Annotated in this window: 24 protein-coding genes and 1 pseudogene; 18 read left to right on the top strand and 7 right to left on the bottom strand. The window is 65.3% G+C overall.

Translation table 11 applies throughout. The features are described 5' to 3' along the window. Positions 1-17: 17 nt before the first annotated feature. Both J7E83_RS00475 and J7E83_RS00470 read right to left on the bottom strand, forming a co-directional pair. A complete protein-coding gene (locus J7E83_RS00475; protein WP_214958464.1) occupies positions 18-1,076 on the bottom strand; it encodes an aminoglycoside phosphotransferase family protein in 1,059 nt (352 codons plus the stop codon). Between the two features lie 72 nt (positions 1,077-1,148). Next, positions 1,149-1,883: a VIT family protein gene (locus J7E83_RS00470; protein WP_251043262.1), complete on the bottom strand. Its 735-nt coding sequence runs from the start codon at positions 1,881-1,883 to the stop codon at positions 1,149-1,151. A 230-nt stretch (positions 1,884-2,113) separates the two neighbouring features. Between J7E83_RS00470 and J7E83_RS00465 the strand changes: the two genes are divergently transcribed. After that, on the top strand, positions 2,114-2,674 hold the full coding sequence (locus J7E83_RS00465; protein WP_251043261.1) for an ATP-binding protein: 561 nt from the start codon (positions 2,114-2,116) through the stop codon (positions 2,672-2,674). 9 nt (positions 2,675-2,683) lie between these two features. Here the strand turns inward: J7E83_RS00465 and J7E83_RS00460 are convergent, their stop codons facing one another. Then, positions 2,684-3,907: a ferritin-like domain-containing protein gene (locus J7E83_RS00460; protein ID WP_311379544.1), complete on the bottom strand. Its 1,224-nt coding sequence runs from the start codon at positions 3,905-3,907 to the stop codon at positions 2,684-2,686. Positions 3,908-3,995: 88 nt separating this feature from the next. Between J7E83_RS00460 and rimP the strand changes: the two genes are divergently transcribed. From rimP to trxA, 7 genes are all read left to right on the top strand, one after another. After that, positions 3,996-4,613: a ribosome maturation factor RimP gene (rimP, locus tag J7E83_RS00455; RefSeq protein ID WP_214958461.1), complete on the top strand. Its 618-nt coding sequence runs from the start codon at positions 3,996-3,998 to the stop codon at positions 4,611-4,613. Further along, the gene (gene nusA / locus J7E83_RS00450) at positions 4,613-5,593 is read left to right on the top strand and encodes a transcription termination factor NusA (RefSeq protein ID WP_214958460.1); all 981 of its coding nucleotides are present in this window, start codon (positions 4,613-4,615) and stop codon (positions 5,591-5,593) included. The genes rimP and nusA overlap by 1 nt, the downstream gene beginning before the upstream one ends. A gap of 203 nt (positions 5,594-5,796) precedes the next feature. Further along, positions 5,797-6,159, top strand: coding sequence for a YlxR family protein (locus J7E83_RS00445; RefSeq protein WP_251043312.1), 363 nt, complete (start codon positions 5,797-5,799; stop codon positions 6,157-6,159). 152 nt (positions 6,160-6,311) lie between these two features. Continuing rightward, a complete protein-coding gene (gene infB / locus J7E83_RS00440; RefSeq protein WP_214958458.1) occupies positions 6,312-9,275 on the top strand; it encodes a translation initiation factor IF-2 in 2,964 nt (987 codons plus the stop codon). Between the two features lie 248 nt (positions 9,276-9,523). Continuing rightward, on the top strand, positions 9,524-10,033 hold the full coding sequence (rbfA, locus tag J7E83_RS00435) for a 30S ribosome-binding factor RbfA (protein ID WP_214958457.1): 510 nt from the start codon (positions 9,524-9,526) through the stop codon (positions 10,031-10,033). 316 nt (positions 10,034-10,349) lie between these two features. Next, positions 10,350-10,832 carry a nucleoside deaminase gene (locus J7E83_RS00430; protein WP_214958456.1) on the top strand — a complete coding sequence of 161 codons (483 nt, stop codon included), beginning with the start codon at positions 10,350-10,352 and terminating at the stop codon, positions 10,830-10,832. A gap of 2 nt (positions 10,833-10,834) precedes the next feature. Beyond that, positions 10,835-11,272 (top strand): thioredoxin, encoded by a 438-nt coding sequence (trxA, locus tag J7E83_RS00425; RefSeq protein ID WP_214958455.1) that lies wholly within the window; start codon positions 10,835-10,837, stop codon positions 11,270-11,272. Here trxA and J7E83_RS00420 read toward each other — a convergent pair. Continuing rightward, complete coding sequence (locus J7E83_RS00420) at positions 11,269-12,456, bottom strand: pyridoxal phosphate-dependent aminotransferase (protein ID WP_214958454.1); 1,188 nt, start codon at positions 12,454-12,456, stop codon at positions 11,269-11,271. The two genes, trxA and J7E83_RS00420, sit on opposite strands and share 4 nt — an antisense overlap. A gap of 78 nt (positions 12,457-12,534) precedes the next feature. Here J7E83_RS00420 and truB point away from each other — a divergent pair, with 78 nt between their 5' ends. From truB to J7E83_RS00370, 10 genes are all read left to right on the top strand, one after another. Continuing rightward, the gene (gene truB, locus J7E83_RS00415) at positions 12,535-13,473 is read left to right on the top strand and encodes a tRNA pseudouridine(55) synthase TruB (protein ID WP_214958453.1); all 939 of its coding nucleotides are present in this window, start codon (positions 12,535-12,537) and stop codon (positions 13,471-13,473) included. Between the two features lie 2 nt (positions 13,474-13,475). After that, positions 13,476-13,829 carry a hypothetical protein gene (locus J7E83_RS00410; protein ID WP_214958452.1) on the top strand — a complete coding sequence of 118 codons (354 nt, stop codon included), beginning with the start codon at positions 13,476-13,478 and terminating at the stop codon, positions 13,827-13,829. A 1-nt stretch (position 13,830) separates the two neighbouring features. Beyond that, positions 13,831-14,340 carry a hypothetical protein gene (locus J7E83_RS00405; RefSeq protein ID WP_251043260.1) on the top strand — a complete coding sequence of 170 codons (510 nt, stop codon included), beginning with the start codon at positions 13,831-13,833 and terminating at the stop codon, positions 14,338-14,340. Between the two features lie 95 nt (positions 14,341-14,435). After that, a complete protein-coding gene (locus J7E83_RS00400; RefSeq protein WP_214958451.1) occupies positions 14,436-15,419 on the top strand; it encodes a bifunctional riboflavin kinase/FAD synthetase in 984 nt (327 codons plus the stop codon). 36 nt (positions 15,420-15,455) lie between these two features. Continuing rightward, positions 15,456-16,310, top strand: coding sequence for a tryptophan 2,3-dioxygenase (gene kynA / locus J7E83_RS00395; protein WP_214958450.1), 855 nt, complete (start codon positions 15,456-15,458; stop codon positions 16,308-16,310). Beyond that, positions 16,307-17,566, top strand: coding sequence for a kynureninase (gene kynU / locus J7E83_RS00390; protein WP_214958449.1), 1,260 nt, complete (start codon positions 16,307-16,309; stop codon positions 17,564-17,566). The genes kynA and kynU overlap by 4 nt, the downstream gene beginning before the upstream one ends. Positions 17,567-17,815: 249 nt before the next feature. Further along, on the top strand, positions 17,816-18,085 hold the full coding sequence (rpsO, locus tag J7E83_RS00385; protein WP_164201122.1) for a 30S ribosomal protein S15: 270 nt from the start codon (positions 17,816-17,818) through the stop codon (positions 18,083-18,085). A 248-nt stretch (positions 18,086-18,333) separates the two neighbouring features. After that, positions 18,334-20,598, top strand: coding sequence for a polyribonucleotide nucleotidyltransferase (locus tag J7E83_RS00380; RefSeq protein ID WP_214958787.1), 2,265 nt, complete (start codon positions 18,334-18,336; stop codon positions 20,596-20,598). A gap of 124 nt (positions 20,599-20,722) precedes the next feature. Further along, positions 20,723-22,066, top strand: a complete 1,344-nt coding sequence (locus tag J7E83_RS00375; RefSeq protein ID WP_214958448.1) for a pitrilysin family protein — start codon at positions 20,723-20,725, stop codon at positions 22,064-22,066. A gap of 33 nt (positions 22,067-22,099) precedes the next feature. Beyond that, positions 22,100-22,561: a DUF1579 family protein gene (locus tag J7E83_RS00370; protein ID WP_214958447.1), complete on the top strand. Its 462-nt coding sequence runs from the start codon at positions 22,100-22,102 to the stop codon at positions 22,559-22,561. 365 nt (positions 22,562-22,926) lie between these two features. Here J7E83_RS00370 and J7E83_RS00365 read toward each other — a convergent pair. The 3 genes and pseudogenes from J7E83_RS00365 to moaA form a co-directional block, all read right to left on the bottom strand. Continuing rightward, positions 22,927-24,471 (bottom strand): annotated as a pseudogene (locus J7E83_RS00365) (DUF222 domain-containing protein). A 422-nt stretch (positions 24,472-24,893) separates the two neighbouring features. Next, the gene (locus tag J7E83_RS00360; RefSeq protein WP_214958446.1) at positions 24,894-25,160 is read right to left on the bottom strand and encodes a MoaD/ThiS family protein; all 267 of its coding nucleotides are present in this window, start codon (positions 25,158-25,160) and stop codon (positions 24,894-24,896) included. A 4-nt stretch (positions 25,161-25,164) separates the two neighbouring features. Next, positions 25,165-26,286, bottom strand: a complete 1,122-nt coding sequence (gene moaA, locus J7E83_RS00355) for a GTP 3',8-cyclase MoaA (RefSeq protein WP_214958445.1) — start codon at positions 26,284-26,286, stop codon at positions 25,165-25,167.

Here is a 26,286-nt window from a genome sequence, read left to right as displayed (position 1 = left end):
CCGGCTAAGTCAGCCTGTCAGCCAGCCGACTGTTCCTGCCCTGGTTCCGGAAGGGAGTGCGCGGCCGGAAGGCCGTCCAAGGTCCGGCCGGCCAGGGTGCTGGCCACCCACAGCGAGCGCGCCAGATCCCCCTGGTGATGCGGCCGGGAGGCGTACCAGAGCGCATTCTCCACTTCACGGGCGATGCCCCACTGACGGGCGACCTCCGCATCAAGACCGGCCGCGGCACTGAAGTCCCGGCAGCGCCGCCTAAGGCCCTCTTGAGGATCGCTCCGCGGGAGGTCAGCAATCCGGTTCCACAGCAGCGGAGCCACGGCAAATTCCGGCTCGCCGATCATGGGCTGCGGATCGATAGCGGCGAAGCCCTCCGCGGCCTGCAAACGGGTGCCGTCCATCCCTCCCGTTTGGCCCATTCCAGGCCTGGCCAGGATGTTGAGAAAATGGAAGTCCGTGTGCACCAGTACGTCGCGTCCCGATCGGCGGCCAACGGCGCCGCGGGTCTGGCAGACTTCGAGGGCCGCTTCCAGCAGCCAGCGCGGAAACGGGCGGCCCTGCTGTTCCCAGTCCGCCGGCAGGTCATCGCTCCACTGCTCGGCCCGCCCCGCAATATGGTCAAACTCCTGCCATTGCGGCCGTCCGTCGGGGACCAGGCTGAGCTGGCGCATCAGTGCGCCCCACACGGTCACCGCGTCATCCATCGGGACGGTCTGCAACGAGCGGCCGGCGTCCAAGCGCTCCAGCAGCATGGCACAGGTTCCGGCGTCGGATTCCAGCAGGCGGACGGCACCGTGCCCTCCCCACAGGGCCAGTGCGTGGCGCTCAACCCGGGCCTCATCATGCGGAAAGGCGATCTTGAGCGCAGCCGGGGTCCCGTCGTACCGGCGGACGGGGACCACTACGCCACCGTGGCCGTTCCAGGGAAGGGTGCCGGGAGCCAGCTCTGCTTCCAGCTCCCAGTGTTCCAACCTGCCCTGCAGCAGGCCAGGCAGCGAAGCCAGCCATGCGCGACCTGCACTGCTCCGGCTGTACCGTGCGCTGAGGTCCGGGGGGATCGGTACTTCAGTCTGCTGTCTCATTAGCTCCAGCGTAGTTGACCGGGGCTCCTTCAGGCCGCAGGGGCGCAGGGTGCGGTACCCGTGCGCCAGGGCTTAGACGACGCCGCTGGCACCCAGCAGGTTGCCGATAGAGAATGTGGCGGCCAGTGCCAACGCGCCGCCGACCACCACTCGGACGGCAGCCCGGGACTTTGAACCGCCTCCGATCCAAGCGCCCAATGCCCCGGTTAGGGCCAGTGCCACCAGCACGACGCCGAACGTCAAAGGAACCCTGAGGTCCGGTGGCGGCAGGAGGATGGCCAGCATCGGCAGTACGGCGCCAAGAGTGAATGCCACAGCCGAGGCTAAAGCGGCGTGCCAGGGGCTGACGATGTCGGACTCGTCGATGTTGAGCTCTGCGGAAAGGTGGGCCGCCAGGGCATCGTGGCTGGTCAGTTCTTCGGCCACAGCCCGTGCGGTCTCCGGGCTGAGGCCCTTGTCACGGTAGATGGCGGTCAGCTCGGCAAGTTCTTCCTCCGGCTCTTCGGCAAGTTCCCGGCGTTCCTTTTCGATCAGCGCTTTCTGGCTATCGCTTTGGCTGCTCACGGAGACGTATTCGCCAAGGGCCATCGAGACAGCTCCACCTACCAGCCCCGCTGCCCCTGCGGCGAGGATGGGCCCGGTGGCCGACGTGGCTCCGGCCACGCCCACCACGATGGCGGCCACAGAGACTATTCCATCGTTCGCACCCAGGACTCCGGCGCGCAGCCAGTTGAGCCGCTGTGCCACATCATTGTCATGCGGCTCGCTTTCAAGGTGGCGTTCCAGATCTCGGTTAACCGCCTGCATGCCTGTTAAGTCTGCCGGCTCGGGTGGGTCGTGGGAATCCATGAATTCAGCAAACCATCACTTGTTGCTCCGTGCCACTCCCGATTCAAGGGTCGGCCATCTCCTGGGGTCTGCTGTGTCAGCGGCGCGGCTGGCCGCGATTCCGGGTTCCCGTCAGCTTAGACGGGCCGCGGCTTCCAGCTAACACCAAGTTCCAGCGTCCGGAGCCAGTAATGCAGGATCATAAAGGCATGGGAACGATGGAAGCCAACGCCGGCACCGTTACGAATGGGCAACTCGTCCTGCTTTGCGGCCGGTCCTTTTCCGGCAAAAGTACAGTGGCGCTGCAGCTCTCCACAGCCCTGCCTGCCGACGTCGTGAGCCTTGACATGATCAACGAGGAACGCGGCCTCTTTGGCGGCCAGGGCGTTCCAGTTGAGGAATGGATCCGGACCCACGAGATCGCGACGGCGGAAGTGCTCGAGCTTTTGTCCCGAGCCCGGACGGTCGTCGTTGACGACACCAGTTCGCCCCGGTTTCTCCGCGACAAGTGGCGCTCGGCTGCGCGTTCCGTCGGAGCAGCATTCGCATTGGTGTTCGTGGACACGACTGAGGAAGTCCTCCTTCAGCGCCACCGGGTTAACCGGTCGGCGTTGGAGAGACATGACGTTACTGACTCGGTCATGATGGAGCACCTAGAGGGCTTTGAGGCCCCCGAGCCGGACGAAGCGTTCGTGTCCTTCGAGCCGGAATCCGAGTCTTACTCCGAACTGATCACCCGGACACGTTCAGCCCTTAATGCAGACCCCTAAGACCTGGCGTTACTCCTCCGGAAAGCCAGGAAGTTGCGGGAGTTCGGATTCGTCCAGCGGCACTCCCGGCAGGGGCCCAGGGTCGGCGCCCCAGTGGCGCGTCCGCCCGGCAGCCGCCACGAGCGCCGAGACAGCCCAGCTCCGGGTGGATCCTGCGCTCAGGGCCACCACATCTCCGTAGACAGCCAATGTTCCGGCTTCCAGCCGCCCCAACCCGGCTGCCGGAGCGTCAAGGAACGCTTGACTAAGGGCATAGCCGGGCTGTTGCGGCGGAACAGCCGCGCAGTGCATCCTGCTCTGGGCTGCGGCGCCGTCCGCAAGCTCTTTGTGCTGTTCCAAAAGGTGCGACGCCGGCACAACCGACGCCGGATCCAACCTGGTGAGCGCTGCCTGGTAGCCATAGACCGCCTCCAGTTCGGCTTCCACGGCTGACGACAGGGCGGACGCCAAGGTCGCACGGTTCGTCTCTTCAGCAATGTCAGCGGACGGGAAGGCGGACGGAATGGCCGTGCATGGCGGGGCAGCTGAGGCCGCTGAAGGGGCTGGAGTGTCTTCCGGCCGCCCTGTGCCACTTGGGTCATCGGCGTGGTCGGTTGCAGGGCCCGGGTCTGGAGCCGGAGCAGGAAGCACCTCCGCCGGAACACCTGCAGCCGCTGCCAGATCCTGGGCCGCCAGGAACTGCGCGGTCCCCGCGCCGGCGAGAAGGCGGGCCATGCCGCCGTCGGCCGTTTCTGAATCCTTGAGCCGCTGCACCGAGCTCGCCGAGAGCGCGACAGCCAGCCCCGCTGCGGTGGACGGGAGGGGAGACGCGGAAGCCGGGGCGGAAGAGCCGCCGGTTGGTCCAGGGGCGGTTCGGGACGTTGTTCCTGGTGTTGGCCCGGCGGAGGGCCCGGAAGCGGCGGGATCCCCAGGCAGCATCAGCGCCCGTGCCTGGAGGGTCAGCAAAGTCACAACACGGTCCAACGACGCGGAGGTGGGGGCCTTGCCGGCGCCGGCAGCGGGGTCAGTAAGTCCAAGTCCGGCGGAACGAAGGGACATGGCGTCCGCGAAGGCGGCAGCCCTTGCCTGCTCCGAAAACTGGGGTTCCGCCGGGGGAGCGGGCTGGCGGGGGATGAGGGCAATCCCGAGGCTCAGGACAAGGAGGGCTGTGAGCGAAAAGACTGCGTACCGGAAATAGCGCCTGCGGTGGCTGATTTCCTGGCTGTCGTCTTTCACAACAGACCATGTTGTCACGCCTGGAGCCATACTCCGTGCACCACTGCGTCCGGAAAATCGTTAGGCTAGTAGTCACAACATCATCTATCGGGAGGCGTCCGGCATCGTGAATAACGCAGAAGCCACGACTTCATCAGGCCGTACCGGTCCGGGTAAGGCTGACCCTTCGCCTGCCCACAATCCGGAAGCCGCCCGGCTCCGGGCATTGCTGGAACCCTCCGTCCAGGCCAACCGCCTGTACCTCGAGGATGTGGTCATCAATGTGGCCGGTTCACACCGTGTAGTCCACGTGGTGGTGGACCTCCCGCAGGAGGAAACCGGCGGCGTAAACCTTGACGTGATCTCGGACATTTCAAAGGTCCTCTCTGACGTCCTCGACAATGACCCGGGCGATGACGGACGGCCCTACGATCTTGAGGTCTCCTCCCCGGGTGTGGGGCGCCCCCTGACCGAGCCCCGGCATTGGCACCGCGCCCGGGGCCGCATGGCAAAAGTCAGTGTGCTCCAAGGAGAGAACGTCACCGGCAGGATCCAGTCCGTGGATGATTCCGGCGTGACAATTGTCCCGGAAATCGCCGTCAAAAAAGGCATGAAGCCCAAGCAGGGCGAGCCTGTAAAACTTCCTTTCGACAGGATCCGCAACGGAAAAGTCGAGATCGAATTCAGCCACCTCGACGAGGCTGGTCTGGAACCTGAGCACAATGGACCTTCTGAGGAGGCCTGATGGATATTGACATGAGCGCACTGAGACTTCTGGAGCGTGAGCGCGAAATTCCGCTGGACCTCCTGATTCCCACCATCGAACAGGCGCTCCTGGTGGCGTACCACAAGTCGCCCGGCGCCTTCGAGAAGGCCCGCGCTGAACTGGACCGCAAGAGCGGCCACGTGACCATCTGGGCTGTCGAAATCGACGACGACGGCGCCCCTATCGGCGAGTTCGAGGACACCCCTGCCGGCTTTGGCCGCATCGCGGCGAGCACTGCCCGGCAGATCATCCTGCAGCGCCTGCGCGACGTGGAGGACGACAACGTCCTGGGCGAGTTCAAAGGCCGCGAGGGTGAACTCGTGGCTGGCCTGATCCAGCAGGGCAACAACCCGCACATGATCCAGGTCAACCTGGGAACCGTGGAGGCGCTGCTGCCGCCGCCCGAGCAGGTGCCGGGGGAGAAGTACCTCCACGGCAACCGGCTCCGCGCCTTCGTCATCGACGTGCACCGTGGCACCAAGGGGCCGTCCATCACGCTCTCCCGCTCGCACCCCGGACTCGTCAGGAAGCTTTTTGAGCTTGAAGTCCCGGAGATCGCGGACCACTCCGTGGAGATCGTGGCACTGGCACGTGAAGCCGGCCACCGCACCAAGATCGCCGTCAAGGCCAACACCCCCGGCATCAACGCCAAGGGTGCCTGCATTGGTGAGATGGGTTCGCGTGTGCGCGCGGTCATGACGGAGCTCAATGACGAGAAGATCGACATTGTCGACTTCAGCGAAGATCCCGCCACCTTCATCGCCAGCGCCCTGTCGCCCTCGCGTGTGAATTCCGTCACCATCATCGACGAGGCCACCCGGTCCGCCCGTGTCGTGGTGCCCGACTATCAGCTTTCGCTGGCCATCGGCAAAGAGGGCCAGAACGCGCGGCTGGCAGCAAAGCTGACCGGCTGGCGCATCGACATCGTCTCCGACGCTGCCGCGCCACGCGGGAACTGACGCGCAACCCGCGCCGGAACTGAAGGTGCTCCGGAGCGCCCGCCGTGCCGGCCGGCGCGTGGGTTTCCGGCAGAACGGCCCCGAGGGGCTAGAATAGACAATGACCGCGCCTAACGGCCGGTGTTCGTGCGCCCTGGACCTGCCCGTTTCCGCTGACATGCGGAAACTCGCCGCTGGGGCCGGCAGATATGAACGTCAGGAAGATGCTCACCGTGGCAGAAGTGCTTCACAGCGAGGATCAACCGCAGCGTACCTGCATCGGATGCCGGAACAAGGGCCCGCGGTCTGAGTTACTCCGGCTCGTCGCCGAAGGCAGTGGTTCCGCCGCTGTCCTGGTGGATGAACGACGCCGGATGCCTGGCCGGGGTGCATGGCTGCACCCCAGCGAATCGTGCCTGGCTCTGGCAGTCAAGCGGCGAGCATTCGGGCGTGCCCTCAACGGCGCAACCGGAACCGCCGCCGTCGAAAGCCGGATCAAGGCGGGCGCGAACGCTCCAGGCACGCTGCGGATACCTCCGGTAGACGCAGCACCAACCGTCCAACCTGAAAGCGGGTCAGAAATCTGATGGAAACCCGATGAGTTCCCAGCGATGAGTGCGCAACGATGACAACTTTGTTGCGCTCTGCAATGGGTCCTTCAGCTGCAACCGCGGCGAGGGCCCGCAGTAAGAAGTAGACGGTTCGTGCCTGGCTCGGTGCGGACCGAGACAGGAGAAATGTGGCCAAGGTCCGCGTACATGAGCTTGCAAAAGAGCTCGGTATTACTTCCAAAGATGCAGTGACAAAACTGCAGGAACTGGGCGAATTCGTTCGCTCCGCCTCTTCCACCATTGAGGCCCCGGTTGTGCGGAAACTCCGCAACGCCTACCCCGACGCCGCTGCGAAGTCCGCAGCACCGGCAGCCGCGCCCAAGGCGCCTGCCCCGTCGGCCGAATCACGTCCCGCGGCGCCTGCCCCATCGGCAGAATCACGCCCCGCAGCACCCAAGGCTCCGGCTCCGCAGGCAGAGGCCTCCGCGCCTGCTCCTGCGGCTTCGGCTCCTGCTGCACCGGCTGCTCCGGCTCCGGTCGCCGCAGCACCTGCCGCAGGTGCCCCGTCCGCCGGTGCTCTCTCTACCGGCGCCAAGCCTGGTGCGAGGCCCACACCCAAGGCTGAAACCCCGGCTGCTCCCACCCGCCAGGGTGGGTCGGCACAGGGCGGGTCGGCGCAGGGTGGATCGGCACCGCGTCCCGGCGGTCCCCGTCCGGGCAACAACCCTTTCGCGACGTCCCAGGGCATGCCCCGCGGCCGTGGCGGCGACGGAGAACGTCCCCCGCGTCCGGGTAACAACCCGTTCGCTCCTTCGCAGGGCATGCCCCGCCCGGGTGGCAGCCGTACCGACGGCGACCGTCCCGGCGGTCCGCGCCCCGCAGCCGGTGCGGGCGGCCCCCGTCCGGGTGGCGCCGGTGCTCCGCGTACCGCGGGTGGTGCCGGTGGCGCCCGTCCGGGTGGCGCTGGTGCTCCGCGTACCGCGGGCGGTGCCGGTGGTCCGCGTCCCGCGGGTGCCGGTGGAAACCGTCCTACTCCGGGCATGATGCCCAACCGCACTGAGCGTCCCGCACCGGCTGGCGCCGGCGGACGTCCCGGTGGCGGTGGCCGTGGTCCGGGTCGTCCAGGCGGCGCACCCGGCACCGGCGGTGCTCCGGGTGCCGGTGGCGGAGCTCCCGCAGGTGGAGGTTTCGGCAAGGGTGGCCGCGGTCGCGGTGGTACCCAGGGTGCCTTCGGTAAGGGTGGCGCCGGGCGTGGCAAGCAGCGCAAGTCGAAGCGTGCCAAGCGTCAGGAACTCGAGCAGATGAGTGCTCCGTCGCTGGGTGGCGTGAGCGTACCCCGCGGCGACGGCAATACCGTAGTACGGCTTCGCCGTGGCTCGTCCATCACGGACTTCGCCGACAAGATCGAGGCAAACCCCGCCGCACTGGTTACCGTGCTGTTCCACCTTGGTGAGATGGCAACGGCTACCCAGTCGCTCGACGAGGAAACCTTCGCACTTCTTGGTGAAGAACTCGGCTACAAGCTGCAGGTTGTGTCGCCGGAGGACGAGGAGCGCGAGTTGCTCTCCACCTTCGACATCGACTTCGAAGCCGAGCTCGAGGCCGAAGGCGACGAAGACCTCGAGGCACGTCCTCCGGTCGTCACGGTCATGGGCCACGTCGATCACGGTAAGACCCGGCTGCTCGATGCCATCCGCAAGTCCGACGTCATGGCTGGCGAACACGGCGGCATCACGCAGCACATCGGTGCCTACCAGGTCACGCACAACCACGAAGGCGAAGACCGCAAGATCACCTTCATCGATACTCCGGGCCACGAGGCGTTCACCGCCATGCGTGCCCGTGGTGCGAAGGTCACCGACATCGCCATCCTGGTGGTCGCGGCGGACGACGGCGTGATGCCGCAGACCGTTGAGGCCCTCAACCACGCCCAGGCAGCCAATGTGCCGATCGTGGTGGCCGTGAACAAGATCGACAAGGAAGGCGCCAACCCGGAAAAGGTTCGTGGCCAGCTGACCGAGTACGGCCTGGTTCCTGAAGAGTACGGTGGCGACACCATGTTCGTTGAGGTCTCTGCCCGCCAGAACCTCAACATCGACGAGCTGCTCGAGGCCGTCCTGCTTACCGCAGACGCAGCCCTTGACATGCGCGCCAACCCGAACAAGGACGCCCGCGGTATCGCGATCGAAGCCAACCTCGACAAGGGCCGCGGCTCCGTGGCCACCGTCCTGGTGCAGTCCGGCTCCCTCCGCGTCGGCGACACCATCGTGGCAGGCACGGCCCACGGCCGCGTCCGTGCGATGTTCGACGACGACGGCAGTGCCCTGACCGAGGCCGGCCCGTCCCGCCCCGTGCAGGTACTGGGTCTGTCCAACGTGCCGCGCGCTGGCGACACCTTCTTCGTGACCGCTGACGAGCGCACTGCCCGTCAGATCGCCGAGAAGCGTGAAGCAGCGGACCGCAATGCCGCCCTGGCTAAGCGCCGCAAGCGCATCAGCCTGGAAGACTTCGACCAGGCCGTGGCCGAAGGCAAGATCGACACCCTCAACCTCATCCTCAAGGGTGACGTGTCCGGTGCCGTGGAAGCCCTCGAAGACGCACTGCTCAAGATCGACGTCGGCGAAGGCGTGCAGCTGCGCGTCATCCACCGCGGCGTTGGCGCCATCACGCAGAACGACGTCAACCTGGCAACAGTGGACAGCGCCGTCATTATCGGCTTCAACGTCAAGCCTGCCGAGCGGGTTGCCGAACTGGCAGACCGCGAAGGCGTGGACATGCGCTTCTACTCCGTCATCTACGCAGCAATCGATGACATCGAGATGGCCCTCAAGGGCATGCTCAAGCCGGAGTACGAAGAGGTCCAGCTTGGCACCGCCGAGGTCCGCGAAGTCTTCCGTTCCTCCAAGTTCGGAAACATTGCCGGTTCCATCGTCCGCTCGGGTGTTATCCGACGCAACACGAAGGCCCGCATCAGCCGCGACGGCAAGATCATCGGTGACAACCTCACCGTTGAGACGCTCAAGCGCTTCAAGGACGACGCCACCGAGGTCCGCACGGACTTCGAGTGTGGTATTGGTCTTGGCTCGTTCAACGACATCACCGAAGGCGACATCATTGAGACCTTCGAGATGCGTGAGAAGCCGCGCGTCTAGGCTGTTCTAGCTTGACCGGTGCGGGGCCGTTGGAATTTTTCCGGCGGCCCCGCCCCTACGCTGGGCGGCAACGGATCTGCGATCCTTTGCCGCCCAGCTTCGGCAGGCCCGATGCCACTCCCAGGCCGCCGGAAAAACTTCCAACGGGGGTCCGTTGTGGACTCCCGGTGAGTGCGTGGCAACAAACTGAACGTGTGTACGCAGGTCGCTAGGCGCCGTCGTACCCCCAAATTTTTTTAGGAGTGGAAATGGCTGATCCCGCACGGGCTGCCAAGTTGGCGCAGCGGATCAAGGTTGTTGTTGCGGAGGCTCTGGGCCGGAAGGTCAAGGACCCCCGGCTGGAGGGCATTACTGTCACGGATGCGCGCGTGACCAACGATCTGCAGCATGCCACGATCTACTACACCGTCTTCGGCGACCAGTTGGTCCAGTCCGAAGCCGCCAAGGGTCTGGAGAAGGCCAAGGGTGTGCTCCGCCAGGAGGTGGGCCGGAACGTTACTGTCCGGCTGACACCCACCCTGGAATTTGTGGCCGACCAGATCCCCGTCAACGCTTCAAACCTGGAGGAACTCCTCCGCGCGGCGAAGAAGCGCGACGCCGAGGTGGCTGCCTTGGCCGAGAACGCCAAGCACGCCGGCGATGCCGACCCGTACAAAAGCGACATCCCCGCCGATGTGGAGATCGACGAGGATGACTTCGACGAAGAGGATCCGGACCTCGGCGACGACGAGGAGCTCGACGAAGACGGTAACAAGTAGCCCGCGGACATCCCGCAAGCGTGGAAGAGGACCCGGAGACATATCCGGGTCCTGTTCCATTTAAGGCCTCTCCTGATCAACAGTCGACTTCGATGACCCTGCCCTCAGGCCTGGGGGCAGGGGCGTCAGGTGCTGACGGATCCGGCGGCGCCGGCAGCGCGTCCACGTGGCGAAGACGTCGCCGTACCTATACTCGTGTTGGGGAGGCCAGCCGAGGGCTCCCGCTGGAAGACCAGGCCTGTACCGGCAGGTAGTCGTTGCGGTCCTGCCCCCTATTTTCATCCCCTAACACCAACCCTTTGGCTAGGATCGAGCTATGAACCAGGCGGACCACGGCGATGCCAACCAGTACCTTGAACGGGCCGTAGCCCTTGCCACCCGGAACGTCGACGATGGTGGGGGACCATTCGGCGCTGTGGTGGTGACCCGGGACGGGCGCGTGCATGAAGGCGTCAACCGGGTCACCCGCGACAATGATCCCACTGCCCATGCCGAAGTGGTGGCCATCCGAACGGCGGCCGCTGCAAGTGCGAGCTACGATCTGCACGGCGCAGTGCTCTACACCAGCTGTGAGCCCTGCCCGCTGTGCCTGGCCTCTGCACTGTGGGCGCGGATCGGCCGGGTCTACTTTGCTGCCGACCGCCATGGCGCAGCCGCTGCAGGCTTCGACGACGCCCTCTTCTATGACTACTTCGCCGGTGCCCGGCCGGAACTGCTGCCGGTCACTCGCGGTGACATCCCGGCGTCGGACGCCCCTTTCCAGGCCTGGGGTGCCTTCAAGAGGAGAAAGGAGTACTAGGGATGGAGCCCACACTTATCGCCTGCCCCGCCTGCGGAAAAACCAACCGGATCCCCGCCCAGGCAGCCGGCCGGCCCCGTTGCGGGAACTGCAGGGCAGGGCTGCCCTGGATCGTGAACGCCGGAGACGCGGACTTCACCGCCGTGGCCGAACAATCCCCGGTTCCCGTGCTCGTGGACTTCTGGGCGGCATGGTGCGGCCCCTGCCGGATGGTGAGTCCGGTGCTGGACAGACTGGCGCGGGAACGGCCCGGCCGGATCAAACTGGTCAAGGTTGACGTGGATAGATCGCCCGGCCTGTCCGGGCGGTTCGACGTGCAGGCGATCCCCACACTGATGGTGGTGGTTGACGGAAAGGTTGCGGCCCGGCAGGCAGGAGCTGCGCCGGCCGAGGTCCTGCGTTCGTGGCTGGACGGAGCCCTCTCAGGAGCCCCCGGCTAGCCTTGCCGCTCGCGGGCCGGCAGCCGGGACAGGCCCTCCCCGAGTTCCTCCGGGTTGCCGCAAAGAGCGATCCGCACCCAGCCCTCGCCGATGGAGCCGAACGCTGTTCCGGGGGCCAGCGCGACCCCGGACTCGGCGAGGAACCGGCGGGTCCAGCCGCGGACGTCGCCCCCGCTGGCATGGGACACGTTTGCCCAGAGGTAAAAGGCACCCTGTGCGGTCAGGTAGGGAATGCCCTTGGCTTTGAGGATGGCGGAGGCGGTATCCCGGTTGGCCAGGTAGTGGGCATGAGCCTGCTCGACGTAGTCCTGCGGACCGGTCAGCGCGGCCAGCGCGGCATACTGCGACGGCGAGGCGACACAGGACACGATCGCCTCCATCACGTTGTTCATCGTCTGCTCCAGCCCCGGCGGGCAGATCAGCGCGCCGATGCGAAGCCCGGTAAGGCCGTATGTTTTCGAAAGTGTCAGCGAGGTGAATACCCGTGCCTGGCCGGGGACATCGCTGTCGAAGCTGGCCGGGCTAATGTGAGGGACATCGTAGGTGAACGCCTCATAGCATTCGTCCGAAATGATCCAGAGGTCACGCCGACGGGCGAGTTCCACCAGCTCACGGGTCAGATCCTCGCCGAGCACGGCCCCCAGCGGATTGGACGGTGAATTGAGCATCAGCACCCTCGTCCGCTCGGTGATGAGCGCCTCGATGTCCTGGATCCTGGGCTGGAAGTCCTGTTCGGGGTACAGCGGGTAGCCCACCGGGACAGCATTCAGGAGCCTGCTGGTCATGGCGAACGTGGGGTAGCCGGGATTGGGGATCAGGATTTCATCCCCTGGGGAGAGCAGGAGGCTCATCGCCAGGTGCAGACCCTGCTGCGCGCCTGCCACCACGTAGACCCGTTCGGCACCAATGCTGCTTTTGTCTCCCGGGGCCTGGCCGGGGCCGTGTTGTTCGCGGAACCTGGCGGCAAAAGCTTCCCGCAGTGCCGGAAGGCCGGCGTTCGGGGTGTAGTTTGTCTCGTCCCTTTCCAGGCACGCCATTCCGGCTTCCAGTACGTGCCGGGGGAGCGGAAAGCCCGGTTCGCCGATGCTGAGCACAACGGCCCCCGGGGTACGCCACGCGGCTTCGGTGATCTCACGGATCTGGTTGACGGGAACGTCGCGGATATGCGCGGAAAGCTCAGGCATGTCTGCCATCCTAGCCGTGCACGATTCCTCGAAGACAGCGTGGCAGGCGGCGGGAACAGCGCCGATATACTGGGAAGCGTGCTTTCTGGACTGGTGATAGTGGACAAACCGCAGGGATGGACCAGCCATGATGTGGTTGGCCGGATGCGGCGGCTCGCCGGTACCCGGAAGGTAGGCCACGCGGGGACCCTCGACCCCATGGCCACAGGCGTCCTGGTGCTGGGCATCAACAAGGCAACCCGCCTGCTCACCTACATCGTGGGGACGTCCAAGACGTACACGGCAACCATCCGGCTGGGTGAATCCACCATCACCGACGACGCCGAAGGTGAGGTCGTTGCCGCCATAAGCGCCGCCGCCGTCCCCGACGAAGCAATCCACGACGGCGTTGCAGCGCTCACCGGTGAAATCCAGCAGGTGCCCAGCAGCGTCAGCGCCATCAAGGTCAATGGCGAACGCGCCTATGCACGGGTCCGTTCCGGCGAAGAAGTAAAGCTCGCAGCACGTCCTGTCACCATCCACCGGTTCGAAGTCCACGGCATCAGACGGGAGCCAGACGGTGATGTCGTCGACGTCGACGTCACCGTGGAGTGTTCCTCCGGCACCTACATCCGCGCCCTCGCCCGGGACCTCGGAGTTGCATTGGGCGTCGGCGGCCACCTGACCGCGCTGCGCCGCACGCACGTTGGCCCCTACACACTGGAACAGGCGGGGACGCTGGAGCAGTTGGCCGAGGAACTGAATATCCTGGAAATGTCACAGGCCGCCCGGGCGCTGATGCCCAACAGGGAACTCACCACCGAGGAGACCACGGAGATCTCCTTCGGCCGCAGGATTGCGGCCGGCGCACCCGCTGGAAGTCCGGCGGCGGCAACCGCAGAGCGTCCCGCTGCGGCCTTCGCCCCGGACGGCAGCCTCGTGGCTCTGCTGGCAGATTCGGGCAGTTTTGCCAAGCCCGTGCTCGTGTTCGCGCCAGGTAATGCTGCCCCGGAAAAGACTGCAGGCCCGGAGGCCTAGGCGTGGACGCATATTTCTACATCATCCTGGTGGTCGGTCTTCTCTCCAGCGGAATCTGCCTGGTGGCCGGCATCCTCAAAAAAGCGCCCAACGATGTCACCATCGTTTCCGTCGCGGCGGTTGAACTGGCGCTGTTGGTGTACCTCGTGGGTTCGATTGTCAGAGTCTCCGCCGGCGAACACATGGCCGGCGAAGCCTGGGAATTCTGGGGGTACCTGGCAACCGCCCTGTTGCTCCCCGTCGCTGCCGTGTACTGGTCCATCCTGGAACGTACCCGTTGGAGCAACTTTGTCCTGGCCGCCGTTGGCGTCACCGCCCTGGTGATGGCCGCCCGAATGAACCAGATCTGGTACTGAAATGGAAGAAGCCCGCACTGTGAAGTCCCGACCAGAGAAGTCCGATCCCCTGAAGTCCCATTCCCAAGCGACCCCGGGACAAACGCCGGTCCCGGCCAAGGACACCCGCAACACCGGTCCCGGCCGTCTCCTGATTGCCGTTTACGCGGTATTTGCCATCTCGGCCACCGCGCGCGCAGGCTACCAGATCCTCAGCAAGTTCTCCGAAGCGCCGCTGGCGTATCTGCTGTCCGCCTTTGCGGCCCTGGTGTACGTGGTGGCAACGGTGTCCCTGGCCAAGCCCGGCCGCACCTGGTTCAAGGTGTCTGTGACTGCCGTCCTGGTCGAGCTGATCGGAGTCCTGGTGGTCGGCGCCCTCAGCATCTTCGATTCGGTCCAGTTCCCGCACGAGACGGTCTGGTCCCTCTTCGGCCGGGGGTACGCATTCATCCCGCTGGTGCTGCCCATCCTGGGGCTGGTCTGGCTGTACCGGCGGCGGCCGGAGAAGCGTCCGCTGAGCCCCGAGGGCTAGCATCCCGGCCACCAGGTTTGCGGGTAATCTTAGAGAGTTCCCGGGCCGGTCAGGCTCCGGGACATGTCAGTTGCAGGCAGTAAAAGGCGAGGGTGATGGTCTACATCTGGAACGATCCGTCCGAGGTCCCGGCGGACTTCGGTCCATCCGTTGTCACCTTCGGCAACTTCGACGGCGTCCACCGTGGCCACCAGCAGGTGCTGTCCCAGCTCATCCGCTCGGCCCGGCTTAACGGGACAAAGGCCGTAGCGGTGACGTTTGACCCCCATCCGGCCCTGATCCACCGCCCCGAGTCCGCCCCGGAGCTGATCATGGGGCTGCACGACAAGCTGGAGGCGCTCGGAGAGCTGGGCCTTGACGCCATCCTGGTGATGAAATATTCGCTGCAACTGGCCAGCCTCACCCCCGAAGAGTTCGTGGGCCAGGTGCTGGTGGACAGCCTCCACGCCAGCCACGTGGTAATCGGCCACGACGCCCGTTTCGGCCGCGGCAACTCCGGGGACCTCGACACCATGAAACAGCTCGGCGAGAAGTTCGGCTTCGACGTCCAGGTCATCAGCGAGTTCGGTTCCGAAGGGTACCCCTTGCATGACGACGACGGAGAGGACCGCCGCTGCTCGTCCACCTGGGTGCGTGAGGCACTGCAGGAGGGTGACGTCGCCACAGCCGCTGACGTTCTGGGCCGTCCGCACCGCATGCGCGGCGAGGTGGTGCACGGTGCTGCCCGCGGGCGCGCGCTCGGGTTCCCCACAGCCAACCTTGCCCACGAGGCCAGCGGACTCATCCCCGCGGATGGGATCTACGCCGGCTGGCTCGTTGACCAGGCCGGAACGCGTTGGCCGGCCGCTATTTCTGTCGGTTCAAACCCCACGTTCGACGGCGTCAGCCGCCAGGTCGAGGCCCACGTGATCGACCGTCCCGAAGAATCGGTGGAGGACTTCGATCTCTACGGCCAGACAGTAGTCGTGGAATTCGTGGCCAGGCTCCGCGGAATGGTGGCATACCGTGGGCCTGAGGCGCTCGTTGACCAGATGCGCCTGGACGTGGTCCAGGCCCATGATCTCCTGGCCCGGCGCTGATCCGTTCCAGGAACCATCAGCCAGGAAGGCAGCACCGTGTCCGTAGAAAAGAACACTCGAAAACTGGACAAGGGCATCGTCCGTGACTTCAGTTCGCGGATGAGCTATGCGTCCTACTTGCAGCTGCCGACCCTCCTCAGCGCACAGCAGCCGGTCAGCCAGCCCGAGCACCACGACGAGATGCTGTTCATCATCCAGCACCAGACCACGGAGCTGTGGCTCAAGCTGGTCCTGCACGAACTTCGGAGTGCCGCCGCGTGGCTCCGGGAAGACGACCTCGGTTCCGCTCTCAAGGGCATCGCCCGCGTGAAGCACATCCAGAAAACCCTCACAGAGCAGTGGTCAGTCCTCGCCACCCTGACGCCCACAGAGTATTCGCAATTCCGCGGCTTCCTGGGCAACTCGTCGGGCTTCCAGTCCAGCCAGTACCGGGCGGTGGAGTTCGTCCTAGGGAACAAGAACCGCAAGATGCTTCCCGTCTTTGAATCCGACCCCGAAGCGCACGCCATGCTCGAGGAGCTGCTCCATGCCCCCAGCATCTATGACGAGTTCCTCGCCTACCTCGCGAGGCAGGGCTTCGAGGTGCCGCCGTCAGTCCTGGAACGGGACGTCACCCGCGCCCACGAGTTCCGCCCGGAACTGGTGCCATTGTTCAAGCACATCTATGAAAACGCGGCAGAGAACTGGGGTGCTTACGAGGCCTGCGAGGAACTCGTCGACCTAGAGGACAACTTCCAGCTGTGGCGGTTCCGGCATCTGCGTACTGTGCAGCGCACCATCGGCATGAAAGGGGGAACCGGAGGCTCCAGCGGCGCGGCGTTCCTGCAGAAGGCCCTCGAACTGACCTTCTTCCCCGAACTGTTCGCCGTTCGGACGGAGATCGGCCAATGACGGAGGAAGCACAGCTCCCAGTAGAACATCACGACGGCGGCGCCCTCCTTGAGCGGGCAGCGCAGCTCGATGCCCAGGACCCCCTGGCACCCTGCCGGAACCTCTTCATCGGTACGGACACGGAGCTGTCCTACCTCGACGGAAACTCCCTGGGGCGTCCGCTCAAGCGCACCCTCACAGACATCAGCACTTTCATCCAGGACGGCTGGGGTGGCCGGCTGATCCGGGGATGGGACGAGGAATGGCTGGACCTGCCGCAGGCCATCGGCGACCAGCTGGGCCGTGCCGTGCTGGGCGCAGCTCCTGGCCAGACCGTCATCGCCGATTCCACCACCGTGGTGCTGTACAAGCTCCTCCGCGCTGCACTCGCCGCCGTGACAGACCCTGCCCGGAAGGAGGTTGTCCTGGACACGGACAACTTTCCCACGGACCGTTACCTGGTGGAGGGCGTCGCCCGCGAGGAAGGCCTCTCCCTGCGCTGGATCGAAGCGGACCCGGCAGCCGGCGTGACCCCCGAACAGGTGAGGGAAGCCACCGGGCCGGCCACCGCCGTCGTACTCTTGAGCCACGTGGCGTACCGTTCCGGGTTCCTGGCCGATCTTCCAGCTATCACCGAAGCCGCGCACAGTGCGGGGGCACTGGTGGTGTGGGACCTGTGCCATTCGGCCGGTTCCGTTGAACTGGACCTTGACGGCGCGGGGGTGGATTTTGCGGCCGGCTGCACGTACAAGTACCTCAACGGAGGCCCGGGCTCGCCGGCTTTTGCCTACGTCAACAGCCGGCACCTGCCCGGCTTGAGGCAGCCTATCTGGGGATGGATGGGACGTAAGGATGCGTTCGAGATGGCGGCAGGCTACGAGCCGGCACCCGGGATCCGCGGGTTCCTGAGCGGGACCCCGGCCATCTTCGGGATGCTGGCCACGCGCGGCACCCTGGACCTTATCGAAGAGGTCGGGATGGCAGCCATCCGGGAGAAGTCCCTGAAACTTACCGCTTTCTCCGTCGAGCTGTTCGAAGCGTGGCTGGAACCGCTGGGGGTTCAATTGGCTTCACCCAGTGATCCTCGGCGGCGGGGGAGTCACATCACCGTGGACCACCCGGCGTTCCGGAACGTGACTGCCGCATTGTGGGGACAGGACGTTGTCCCGGACTTTCGGGCACCGCACGGCATCCGCATCGGACTGTCGCCCCTGAGCACCAGTTTTGCGGAACTGTACCGGGGAATGGCCGCTGTCCGGGACCAGCTGCGCGCATGACTGGCCCGTAAGCGTCGCCGTGCCGGTGCCTCTGCCTGTCGGTATATCAGTGCCTCTGCAGTGCCAGTCGGGGCTGTTTCGACAAGATTGCAGCGCTGCCGGTAAACTAAACGTTGGATCCGGCTGCAGTCCGTGGCGGCTGGTTCCTGCCATGCGTGGAAAACCCTTGGTTTCCGGGGGGATCCTGCGCCGGCAGACCCGGCAGTGAGTTACTGATTCGGGCCTCACGGCACATCTCTAGGAGTTATTGTGGCACTTGACGCCGCTGTAAAGCAGTCCATCATCAAGGATTTCGCAACGTCCGAGGGCGACACCGGTTCGCCGGAGGTCCAGGTTGCAGTCCTGACCCAGCGGATCAAGGATCTGACTGAGCACATGAAGGAGCACAAGCACGATTACCACACCCAGCGCGGTCTGCTGGCCATGGTTGGTCGTCGCAAGCGCATGCTCACCTACCTCAAGAACACTGACATTGCCCGCTACCGTGCGCTCATCGAGCGTCTCGGCCTGCGCCGCTAGTCAGGCTTAAGGGGCGGCCCTTTCCTTCGGATCGGGCCGCCTTCTTCAGAAGAAAACTAAAAACAGGAGGATCAACCGCATCACGCATTCGCGGTCCTCGGTAGTGATCCCCGGGAACGGCTTCGAAGACTGAAGCCCCCGGCCCGTGGGTCTCGATCGATGACCGGGTGCAGTGCAGGCCAGTAGACAGATGCTGGACTGGGTTGATGCGGCTGGACTCCGTGAAACAAGAAACGGAGGTGACTCTCTTGGAGGGTCCCGAAATCCAGTTCTCAGAAGCAGTCATTGACAATGGCCGCTTCGGCAAGCGTGTAATCCGCTTCGAAACCGGCCGCCTTGCCAAGCAGGCAGCCGGCGCAGCCATGGTGTACATCGACGACGACACCGCGCTGCTGTCCGCCACCACCGCAGGCAAGCACCCGCGCGAAGGCTTCGACTTCTTCCCCCTGACGGTCGACGTTGAAGAGCGCATGTACGCTGCCGGCCGTATCCCGGGCTCGTTCTTCCGCCGTGAAGGCCGCCCCTCCACTGAGGCCATCCTGGCCTGCCGCCTCATGGACCGCCCGCTGCGTCCGGCCTTCGTCAAGGGCCTGCGCAACGAAGTCCAGATCGTGGTGACCGTCCTGGCCATCAACCCCGACGAGCTCTACGACGTGGTGGCAATCAACGCCTCCTCCATGTCCACCCAGCTCTCCGGTCTCCCGTTCTCCGGCCCGATCGGCGGCGTCCGCGTTGCCCTCGTAGCTGACGAGAATGGTTCCCAGTGGGTTGCTTTCCCGAAGCACTCCCAGCTGGAGAACTCGGTCTTCAACATGGTTGTGGCCGGCCGCATTGCCGGCGACGACGTCGCCATCATGATGGTCGAAGCCGAAGCAACGGACAACTCCTGGAACCTCATCAAGGAACAGGGCGCAACGGCTCCCACGGAAGAGGTCGTCTCCGAGGGCCTCGAGGCTGCCAAGCCGTTCATCAAGGCGTTGTGCGACGCACAGTCGGACCTCGCCGCCCGCGCTGCGAAGCCCACCGTTGAGTTCCCGGTCTTCCTCGACTACGAAGACGACGTCTTCGCAGCCGTTGAGTCCGCTGCCGCTGAGAAGCTGGCCGCAATCTTCCAGATCGCAGACAAGACGGAGCGCGACGACGCTTCCGACGCACTCAAGGATGAGGTAGTTTCCTCCCTGGCCGGCCAGTTCGAAGGCCGCGACAAGGAACTCTCCGCAGCATTCCGTTCGGTCACGAAGCAGGTTGTGCGCCAGCGCATCCTCAAGGACCAGATCCGCATCGACGGCCGCGGCCTGACGGACATCCGCCAGCTCACTGCCGAGGTTGAGGTTCTGCCCCGCGTGCACGGTTCAGCGATCTTCGAGCGCGGCGAAACCCAGATCATGGGCGTCACCACGCTGAATATGCTCAAGATGGAGCAGCAGATCGACTCGCTGTCTCCCGTCACGCGCAAGCGCTACATGCACAACTACAACTTCCCGCCGTACTCCACTGGCGAGACCGGCCGCGTCGGTTCCCCGAAGCGCCGCGAAATCGGCCACGGTGCCCTGGCCGAGCGTGCGCTCGTGCCGGTGCTGCCGTCCCGCGAGGAGTTCCCTTACGCCATCCGCCAGGTGTCGGAGGCCCTCAGCTCCAACGGTTCGACGTCGATGGGTTCCGTCTGCGCCTCCACGCTATCCCTGCTCAATGCCGGTGTGCCGCTGAAGGCAGCCGTTGCCGGTATCGCCATGGGCCTGGTCTCCGACCAGGTTGACGGCCAGACCCGCTACGCCGCCCTGACCGATATCCTCGGCGCCGAAGATGCCTTCGGTGACATGGACTTCAAGGTCGCCGGCACCGCCGAGTTCGTCACAGCCATCCAGCTGGACACCAAGCTCGACGGCATCCCGGCCTCTGTCCTGGCAGCAGCCCTGAAGCAGGCCCGCGAAGCCCGCCTGCACATCCTGGATGTCCTGAACTCCGCGATAGACACCCCGGACGAGCTCTCCGAGTTCGCGCCGCGCGTCATCGCGGTCAAGATCCCGGTTGACAAGATCGGCGAGGTCATCGGCCCGAAGGGCAAGATGATCAACCAGATCCAGGAAGACACCGGAGCCGACATCTCGATCGAGGACGACGGAACTGTCTACATCGGCGCCACCAACGGCCCGTCTGCCGACGCAGCACGGTCCGCCATCAACGCCATCGCCAACCCGCAGGTCCCCGAAATCGGTGAGCGCTACCTGGGCACGGTCGTCAAGACCACCACCTTCGGCGCCTTCGTTTCGCTGACCCCGGGCAAGGACGGCCTGCTGCACATCTCCGAGCTGCGCAAGATTGCCGGCGGCAAGCGCGTGGACAACGTCGAGGACGTCGTCTCCGTGGGCCAGAAGATCCAGGTGGAAATCACCAAGATCGATGACCGCGGAAAGCTGTCGCTGTCCCCCGTAGTGGCTGAAGAGGAAGGCGCAGGCGAAGGCGAGCGCGTTCACGCTTCCGTCGCGGCAGAGGGCGCTTCCGAAGCGGAATAGTCCACTGACGCGGAGTCGCAGCCTCCTGCACACAGCATGAAGCGGCGGGGCCGGTGGATGATCCACCGGCCCCGCCGCTGTTACGATGGCAGCCAGATTGGGCTGCCGCTTTTGAAAGGCTTCAATGACTGTTGTACCCCTCCCGCTGGAGCAGAACCGGCCTGGCGACACCCTGGTCCATGGATCCGACGGCGGCCCCGTGGTCAGGCGCTCCGTGCTGCCTGGCGGCGTGCGGGTGCTGACCGAGGCGATGCCCGGGCAACGCTCGGCAACCATTGGCTTCTGGGTGGGCGTCGGATCCCGCGACGAGGCCCCGGGGCAGCACGGTTCCACGCACTTCCTGGAACACCTCCTGTTCAAAGGCACCAAACGGCGGACCGCGCTGGAAATCGCATCCGCCTTCGACGAGGTGGGAGGCGAGTCCAACGCCGCTACGGCCAAGGAAAGCACCTGCTACTTCGCCCGCGTCCTGGACACGGACCTGCCCATGGCCATCGACGTCATCGCCGACATGATCACCGGTGCCGTCCTGGATCCTACGGAAATGGAGCAGGAGCGCGATGTCATCCTCGAGGAAATCGCCATGGACAGCGATGACCCCACCGATGTCGCTCACGAACACTTTGTAGCGGCAGTGCTGGGGACCCATCCGCTGGGCCGCCCCATCGGCGGCACGCCCGCCGCCATCAGGGCTGTGGCCCGTGACTCGGTCTGGGAGCACTACCGCCGTTACTACCGGCCGGATGAGCTGGTGATCACCGCCGCCGGAGGCCTGGAGCACGACGTCGTCTGCCGCCTCGTGGTGGACGCGCTCCACACGGCCGGCTGGCCGCTGGAGTCCGATGCCGCACCCGTAGAGCGCCGCTCCACCGAACGTGCCGAGATCACCGGCACCGCTGGCCTGCACGTGGTCAAGCGTGCGGTGGAGCAGGCCAACATCATCATGGGCTGCCCCACGATCGTGGCCACCGATGATCGGCGCTACGTAATGAGCGTGCTTAACGCCGTGCTCGGCGGCGGAATGTCCTCGCGGTTGTTCCAGGAAGTCCGGGAGAAGCGAGGACTCGTATACTCCACTTATTCCTTCGCGTCCTCCTACGCCGACGCCGGCTACTTCGGCATGTACGCCGGTTGCACGCCTTCCAAGGTCCGTCAGGTGCTGGACCTGCTGGGGCTTGAGCTGGACAAGTTGGCCGAGGGCGGGATCTCCGACGACGAGCTCCGCAAGGCTGTAGGCCAGCTCTGTGGCGGAATCGTACTGGCACTGGAGGACACCGGTTCCCGGATGTCGCGCCTGGGCCGCGCCGAACTGGTGTCCGGTGAATACCAGGACATCGATGAGACCCTCAGGCTGATCAAGTCGGTCACGGCCCAGGAAGTCCAGGACCTTGCCCGGGAGTTGGCCGCGGCGCCACGCACCGTCACGGTCGTGGGACCATTCGAGGAAACCGAGACGTTCGGTCTCTGACCGAATGACATACCAAGGGAGCGCGTTGCAGCCATGAGCAGCCCACAGCCTGGCGCCCTGCACGCAGTGCTGGAGGACTTCCTGGGACACTGGCGGGGCACCACCCGGCTGGCGGCGTCGGCGTGGGGGCCGGAGCGCACCGCCGCCGCCGAAGTGAGCTACACGCGGGCGGCCGGCGGCTACGCCGTCGTTCAAAGCTACCGGCACACAGAAGCTGACGGGACGCATTTTGAAGGACATGGGGTCTTCACCATCGATCCCGACCATGACGACGTTCTCTGGTACTACGTCGACAGCATGGGCCTGCCGCCGGGCACGCCGGTCCGCTGCAGTTGGGTGGACGGCGTCCTGCGTGTGGAGCGCCACAGCGACCGCGCGACCGCCCGCCACACCTTCCGGGTGGATGGCGACGTGCTCATTCACACGGCAGAACTGCGCCTTGGCGAGGACCAGGACTATGTTCCGTTCATGACCTCGGAGTGCCGCCGCGTCTGACCTGCGCGCTGGCTTAACTCTTGGGCCCTTACCCGGCGCGACCCGACACTTGCGGCCCTTCCCGTAGCGCGAGCGGATCCTTGCGGCACTTCCCGTAGCGCGAGCGGACCCATGCGGGCCCTTCCCGTAGCGCGAGCGGACCCATGCGGGCCCTTCCCGTAGCGCGAGCCGACACTTGCGGCCCTTCCCGTAGCGCGAGCGGACCCTCGCGCCCCCGAAAATCGGCTTGACATCCTGCCGATTCGGTAATCCGCGTCCGCGGCGCCCCTTTCAGGGGCAGAGGAAGAGGCCGAGGAGTTCCACACATTGTCCGTCAGCGCTTAGGTATTTGAGCACACCTGTGACGACGGCTCATTGGCCGTGCCTCATTCGCGACGGGAGATTTGGGCAGGGGCAGGTTCAAGTTCCAGTTGGAGGCCCGGATCTGAACGGAGTGCTTGGGTCTGGAGAATGGCAGGCCAGTGTGGCGATTCCCAGTCTTGCTGCTCACTGGGATAATGGCGGCCCCTGGGGGAAACCCAGCCAGGTGGCTAATCGGTGCCGGCGTCAACCGGTTTCCATGGCGTCGTGTGCTTGAGTCGATGGTGTTTGAGGCAGGGCTGGCCGAGGTTGGCGATCCCGGTGGCGCCACCGTCTGCCCAGGCGAGAAGGTGGTCTGCTTCGTTGTCCAGCGAGTGGTTATTGCAGCCGGGGAAGGGGCATTTGCCGTCGCGGAGCCGTAGCCATTGGCGCATGGCTTTCGGGATGCGGTAGCTGGACCGGCCGATTTCCAAGGGGGCCCCGGTGTTCGGGTCGGTCAGGACGCGGTGGAACGACTCGGCCCCGTTCGCGACGAGGTCCCGGGCCATGGAGGCTGGGATCGGCCCGTAACCATCCAGGGTGGCGGGTTCGTCGGTGAGGCCCATGAGTGAAAAGACGGGCACCGTGACGAGGACCTCCGCCCGCGGGGACGGAACATCAGGCGGGTTCATGCGCGTGTTCGTGCCACGGCCCGCGTTACTGACGTCACCGGCTGTAGGCTCCGTGCCGTTCTGCCCGTTCCTGCCCGCCTCCTTGCTACGGCTTGCCTCTGGGCTGATTTCACCTGCAGTCCCGCCAAGGAGCAGTGTCGCGGCGATATCGGCGCGGAGCTGGGTCATGGTCCTTGCTTCGTCGGGGCCTTGGAGTGCCCGAGCTGCGGTCGTGGTGCGGTTCCAGATCCCGGCCGCCTTGTCTGCGGGCAGGTAGGCGGAGAGCCAGGCCATGCCGTCCCGGTCCGGGGCGTATTCGAGCCGCCGGTCCAGCGCGCTTTTGGTGTGGCGTTTTTCGATGCTGTCCGCGTGGTGGCGTTCCCGCCAGGTTCTGACCTTGTGCCGGAACCGGGACGGGACAAGCTGCCCGGCCGGGCAACCCCTCGCCGGATTCGGTGCTGCCGGGTCCAGGAAATGGGCTTCCACAGCCTTTGCGCCGGCGGGGTCGAGGTTGGCGGTTTCGTCGACCATGGCCCTCGCGTGCTGCCAGGAAAGGTTTCCCGACTCCAGCGCGGCCAGCGTCAACGGCAGGCTGGTGGTCAGCTCATGGGATTCGGCGAGCAGGGCCCCAGCGGTGCGTTCACTCACCGTCAGGACGCACGCGACCTCCGCGGCCACCGCCATATCCTGGGCCGTGTGTTCACCCGGACTCGTGGCAGGGCCGGCCAGGGCTGTGGATTTATCGGCGAATCCGGCGGTGAGGTGCACTCTCAGGGCGGACACGATGGCGTGCACACGGGCAGTTTCTGCGAGCCCGTCCAGGCACGCATCCGCCTGATCCCGGAGCGGATCCGTACCATCAGCGCCAGGGTGACCTGTCCCGCGGCGTACCAAGGCAACAAGCGCAGCGGCGGACGCTTCAAAGGCCTCCAACACATCAGCTGCCGCCCTGTTTTCCATACTCAAATCATCCCGCGAGGGTCTGACTTTAACGGCGCAACAGGAGGCTATGTGGATAACCTGCAACCAGTCGGGCCTTCAGGGCGGTGATCCTGGTTTCCACGCTGGCGAGCTCGGCGAGGCTGGCCAAGTACATAGCCTTCCGAGCCAGCGCCTCAACATACGGGCCATTAGACGAGCGAGGCGGGTCAGCTTGGTTTGTGATGACTCTTGCTTGAAGCGCGGCAACGGACCTGGCAATAGCCTCCAGGGCTTTCCTATTTTCAGCCTGCCAGGCCGATCTGCTATCCATACCCAAATCATCCTGCGAGCCACCGACAATAAAGCGCCTCGGGGCGCCTCCGTAGAGAAATACAGAAACCTTTTTCGAAGTTTTTGAAGCGGAGGCAACGCGGGCCTGAAGTGTACGTTCGCGCCAGGGCCTAACCTCCGGCGAACGGCGGCAAAACGTCGACAACATCTCCCGGTTCCAGCGCCACACTCCGGTCCCGCACAGCCACCTCGTTGAGCAGGAAGCTGCTCCGAGACAGGATGCGCGGCAAGGCAGGCGTACCGGCCGGCGGCTCAGCGCGTTCCACGGCAAGCACGGCCTGAAGGAGGTCCGAAACCGTAGTACCGGAGGGCAAGTCGAACTGCTCCTCCTCCATACCCGCGGCGGCGCGTGCGGCAGCGAAGTATCGTACGTTCAAGAATTCAGCCTCCGATGGCGCTCATGCTGCGGTCCGGTTGGACGAAGTCCGGGGCGTCAAGTCCTACATGGTCCATGCCGTGCGCCTTGGGCTTGACCCACATGGCGTCCTGCCATCGTTCGGCCAGCGCTTCGTCGCTGGCGCCTTCCCGCAGGAGCCCGAGGAGATCAAACTCCTCGCGCGAGAACAAGCAGCTCATAATCTTGCCCTCGGCAGTGATCCGGGTCCGGCGGCAATCGGAACAGAACGGCTCCGTCACGGACGCGATGATCCCCACGGTTCCCAGCACGGGTCCCTGCGATTCCTCTGACCCGGCTTTTCGGCGTCGGACTTCAAAGCGTTCCGCTGGTGCCCCGTCACGGGCGCGGGGGTCCGGGCTGAGGACGTAATCGGTGGACAGAAGCCCCCGAATCTCCGCTGCCGTGATCATGTTCCGGCGCGTCCAGCCATGGTCGGCGTCCAGCGGCATCTGCTCAATGAAGCGCAGTTCATAGCCGCGGTCCAAAGCCCAGGCGAGCAGCGACGGCGACTCGGTGTCATTGATGCCCCGCATCAGCACGGCATTGAGCTTCACGGGGCCCAGCCCGGCTGCCCATGCGGCGTCCACCCCGGCCAGCACGCGGTCCAGGAAGGGACGGCGCGTCAGCTTGGCGAAGGTCTCCTCATGCAGGGAGTCCAGTGAAACGTTGATGCGCGTGAGTCCGGCGGCCTTGAGGGCAGATGCCTTTTTGTCTAAGCCCACGCCGTTGGTGGTCATGGAGATGGGAAGCTCGGGGTGGTTGCTCCTGATGGCCCCGATGATGCTGGTCAGATCCGCGCGGACCAGCGGCTCTCCGCCCGTCAGCCGAAGTTCGCGCACGCCCAGCCTGTCCACTCCGACCCGGACGATCCTCACGATCTCCTCAGCAGACATGACAGCCTGCTTGGCCAGCCACTCCAGCCCTTCGGCCGGCATACAGTAAGTGCAGCGCAGGTTGCATTTGTCAGTCAATGACAGCCTCATGTCAGTGGCGCGGCGCCCGTAGCGGTCCAGGAGTCCCGGCGGTGCATCCGCCGGCCGGGTGGCCAGCGGCAGGCCCGTACCCGCACCCTTGGGAGTCTGCGGCATGCCCAGCTGAACAGTCAT

The organism is Arthrobacter sp. ISL-48 (assembly GCF_018613805.1).
GTDB lineage: Bacteria > Actinomycetota > Actinomycetes > Actinomycetales > Micrococcaceae > Arthrobacter.
This window is presented reverse-complemented; position numbering and strand designations above follow the sequence as displayed.

Excerpts from the sequence above, each read along its gene's own strand:
- J7E83_RS00370 (WP_214958447.1), top strand. The coding sequence starts at position 22,100 with ATGAGCAGCCCACAGCCTGGCGCCCTGCACGCAGTGCTGGAGGACTTC.
- J7E83_RS00430 (WP_214958456.1), top strand. The coding sequence starts at position 10,350 with ATGAACCAGGCGGACCACGGCGATGCCAACCAGTACCTTGAACGGGCC.
- kynU (WP_214958449.1), top strand. The coding sequence starts at position 16,307 with ATGACGGAGGAAGCACAGCTCCCAGTAGAACATCACGACGGCGGCGCC.
- moaA (WP_214958445.1), bottom strand. The coding sequence starts at position 26,286 with ATGACTGTTCAGCTGGGCATGCCGCAGACTCCCAAGGGTGCGGGTACG.
- J7E83_RS00375 (WP_214958448.1), top strand. The coding sequence starts at position 20,723 with ATGACTGTTGTACCCCTCCCGCTGGAGCAGAACCGGCCTGGCGACACC.
- J7E83_RS00470 (WP_251043262.1), bottom strand. The coding sequence starts at position 1,883 with ATGCAGGCGGTTAACCGAGATCTGGAACGCCACCTTGAAAGCGAGCCG.
- J7E83_RS00465 (WP_251043261.1), top strand. The coding sequence starts at position 2,114 with ATGGGAACGATGGAAGCCAACGCCGGCACCGTTACGAATGGGCAACTC.
- rbfA (WP_214958457.1), top strand. The coding sequence starts at position 9,524 with ATGGCTGATCCCGCACGGGCTGCCAAGTTGGCGCAGCGGATCAAGGTT.
- J7E83_RS00420 (WP_214958454.1), bottom strand. The coding sequence starts at position 12,456 with ATGCCTGAGCTTTCCGCGCATATCCGCGACGTTCCCGTCAACCAGATC.
- J7E83_RS00400 (WP_214958451.1), top strand. The coding sequence starts at position 14,436 with ATGGTCTACATCTGGAACGATCCGTCCGAGGTCCCGGCGGACTTCGGT.
- J7E83_RS00475 (WP_214958464.1), bottom strand. The coding sequence starts at position 1,076 with ATGAGACAGCAGACTGAAGTACCGATCCCCCCGGACCTCAGCGCACGG.
- nusA (WP_214958460.1), top strand. The coding sequence starts at position 4,613 with ATGGATATTGACATGAGCGCACTGAGACTTCTGGAGCGTGAGCGCGAA.
- trxA (WP_214958455.1), top strand. The coding sequence starts at position 10,835 with ATGGAGCCCACACTTATCGCCTGCCCCGCCTGCGGAAAAACCAACCGG.
- J7E83_RS00445 (WP_251043312.1), top strand. The coding sequence starts at position 5,797 with ATGCTCACCGTGGCAGAAGTGCTTCACAGCGAGGATCAACCGCAGCGT.
- J7E83_RS00405 (WP_251043260.1), top strand. The coding sequence starts at position 13,831 with ATGGAAGAAGCCCGCACTGTGAAGTCCCGACCAGAGAAGTCCGATCCC.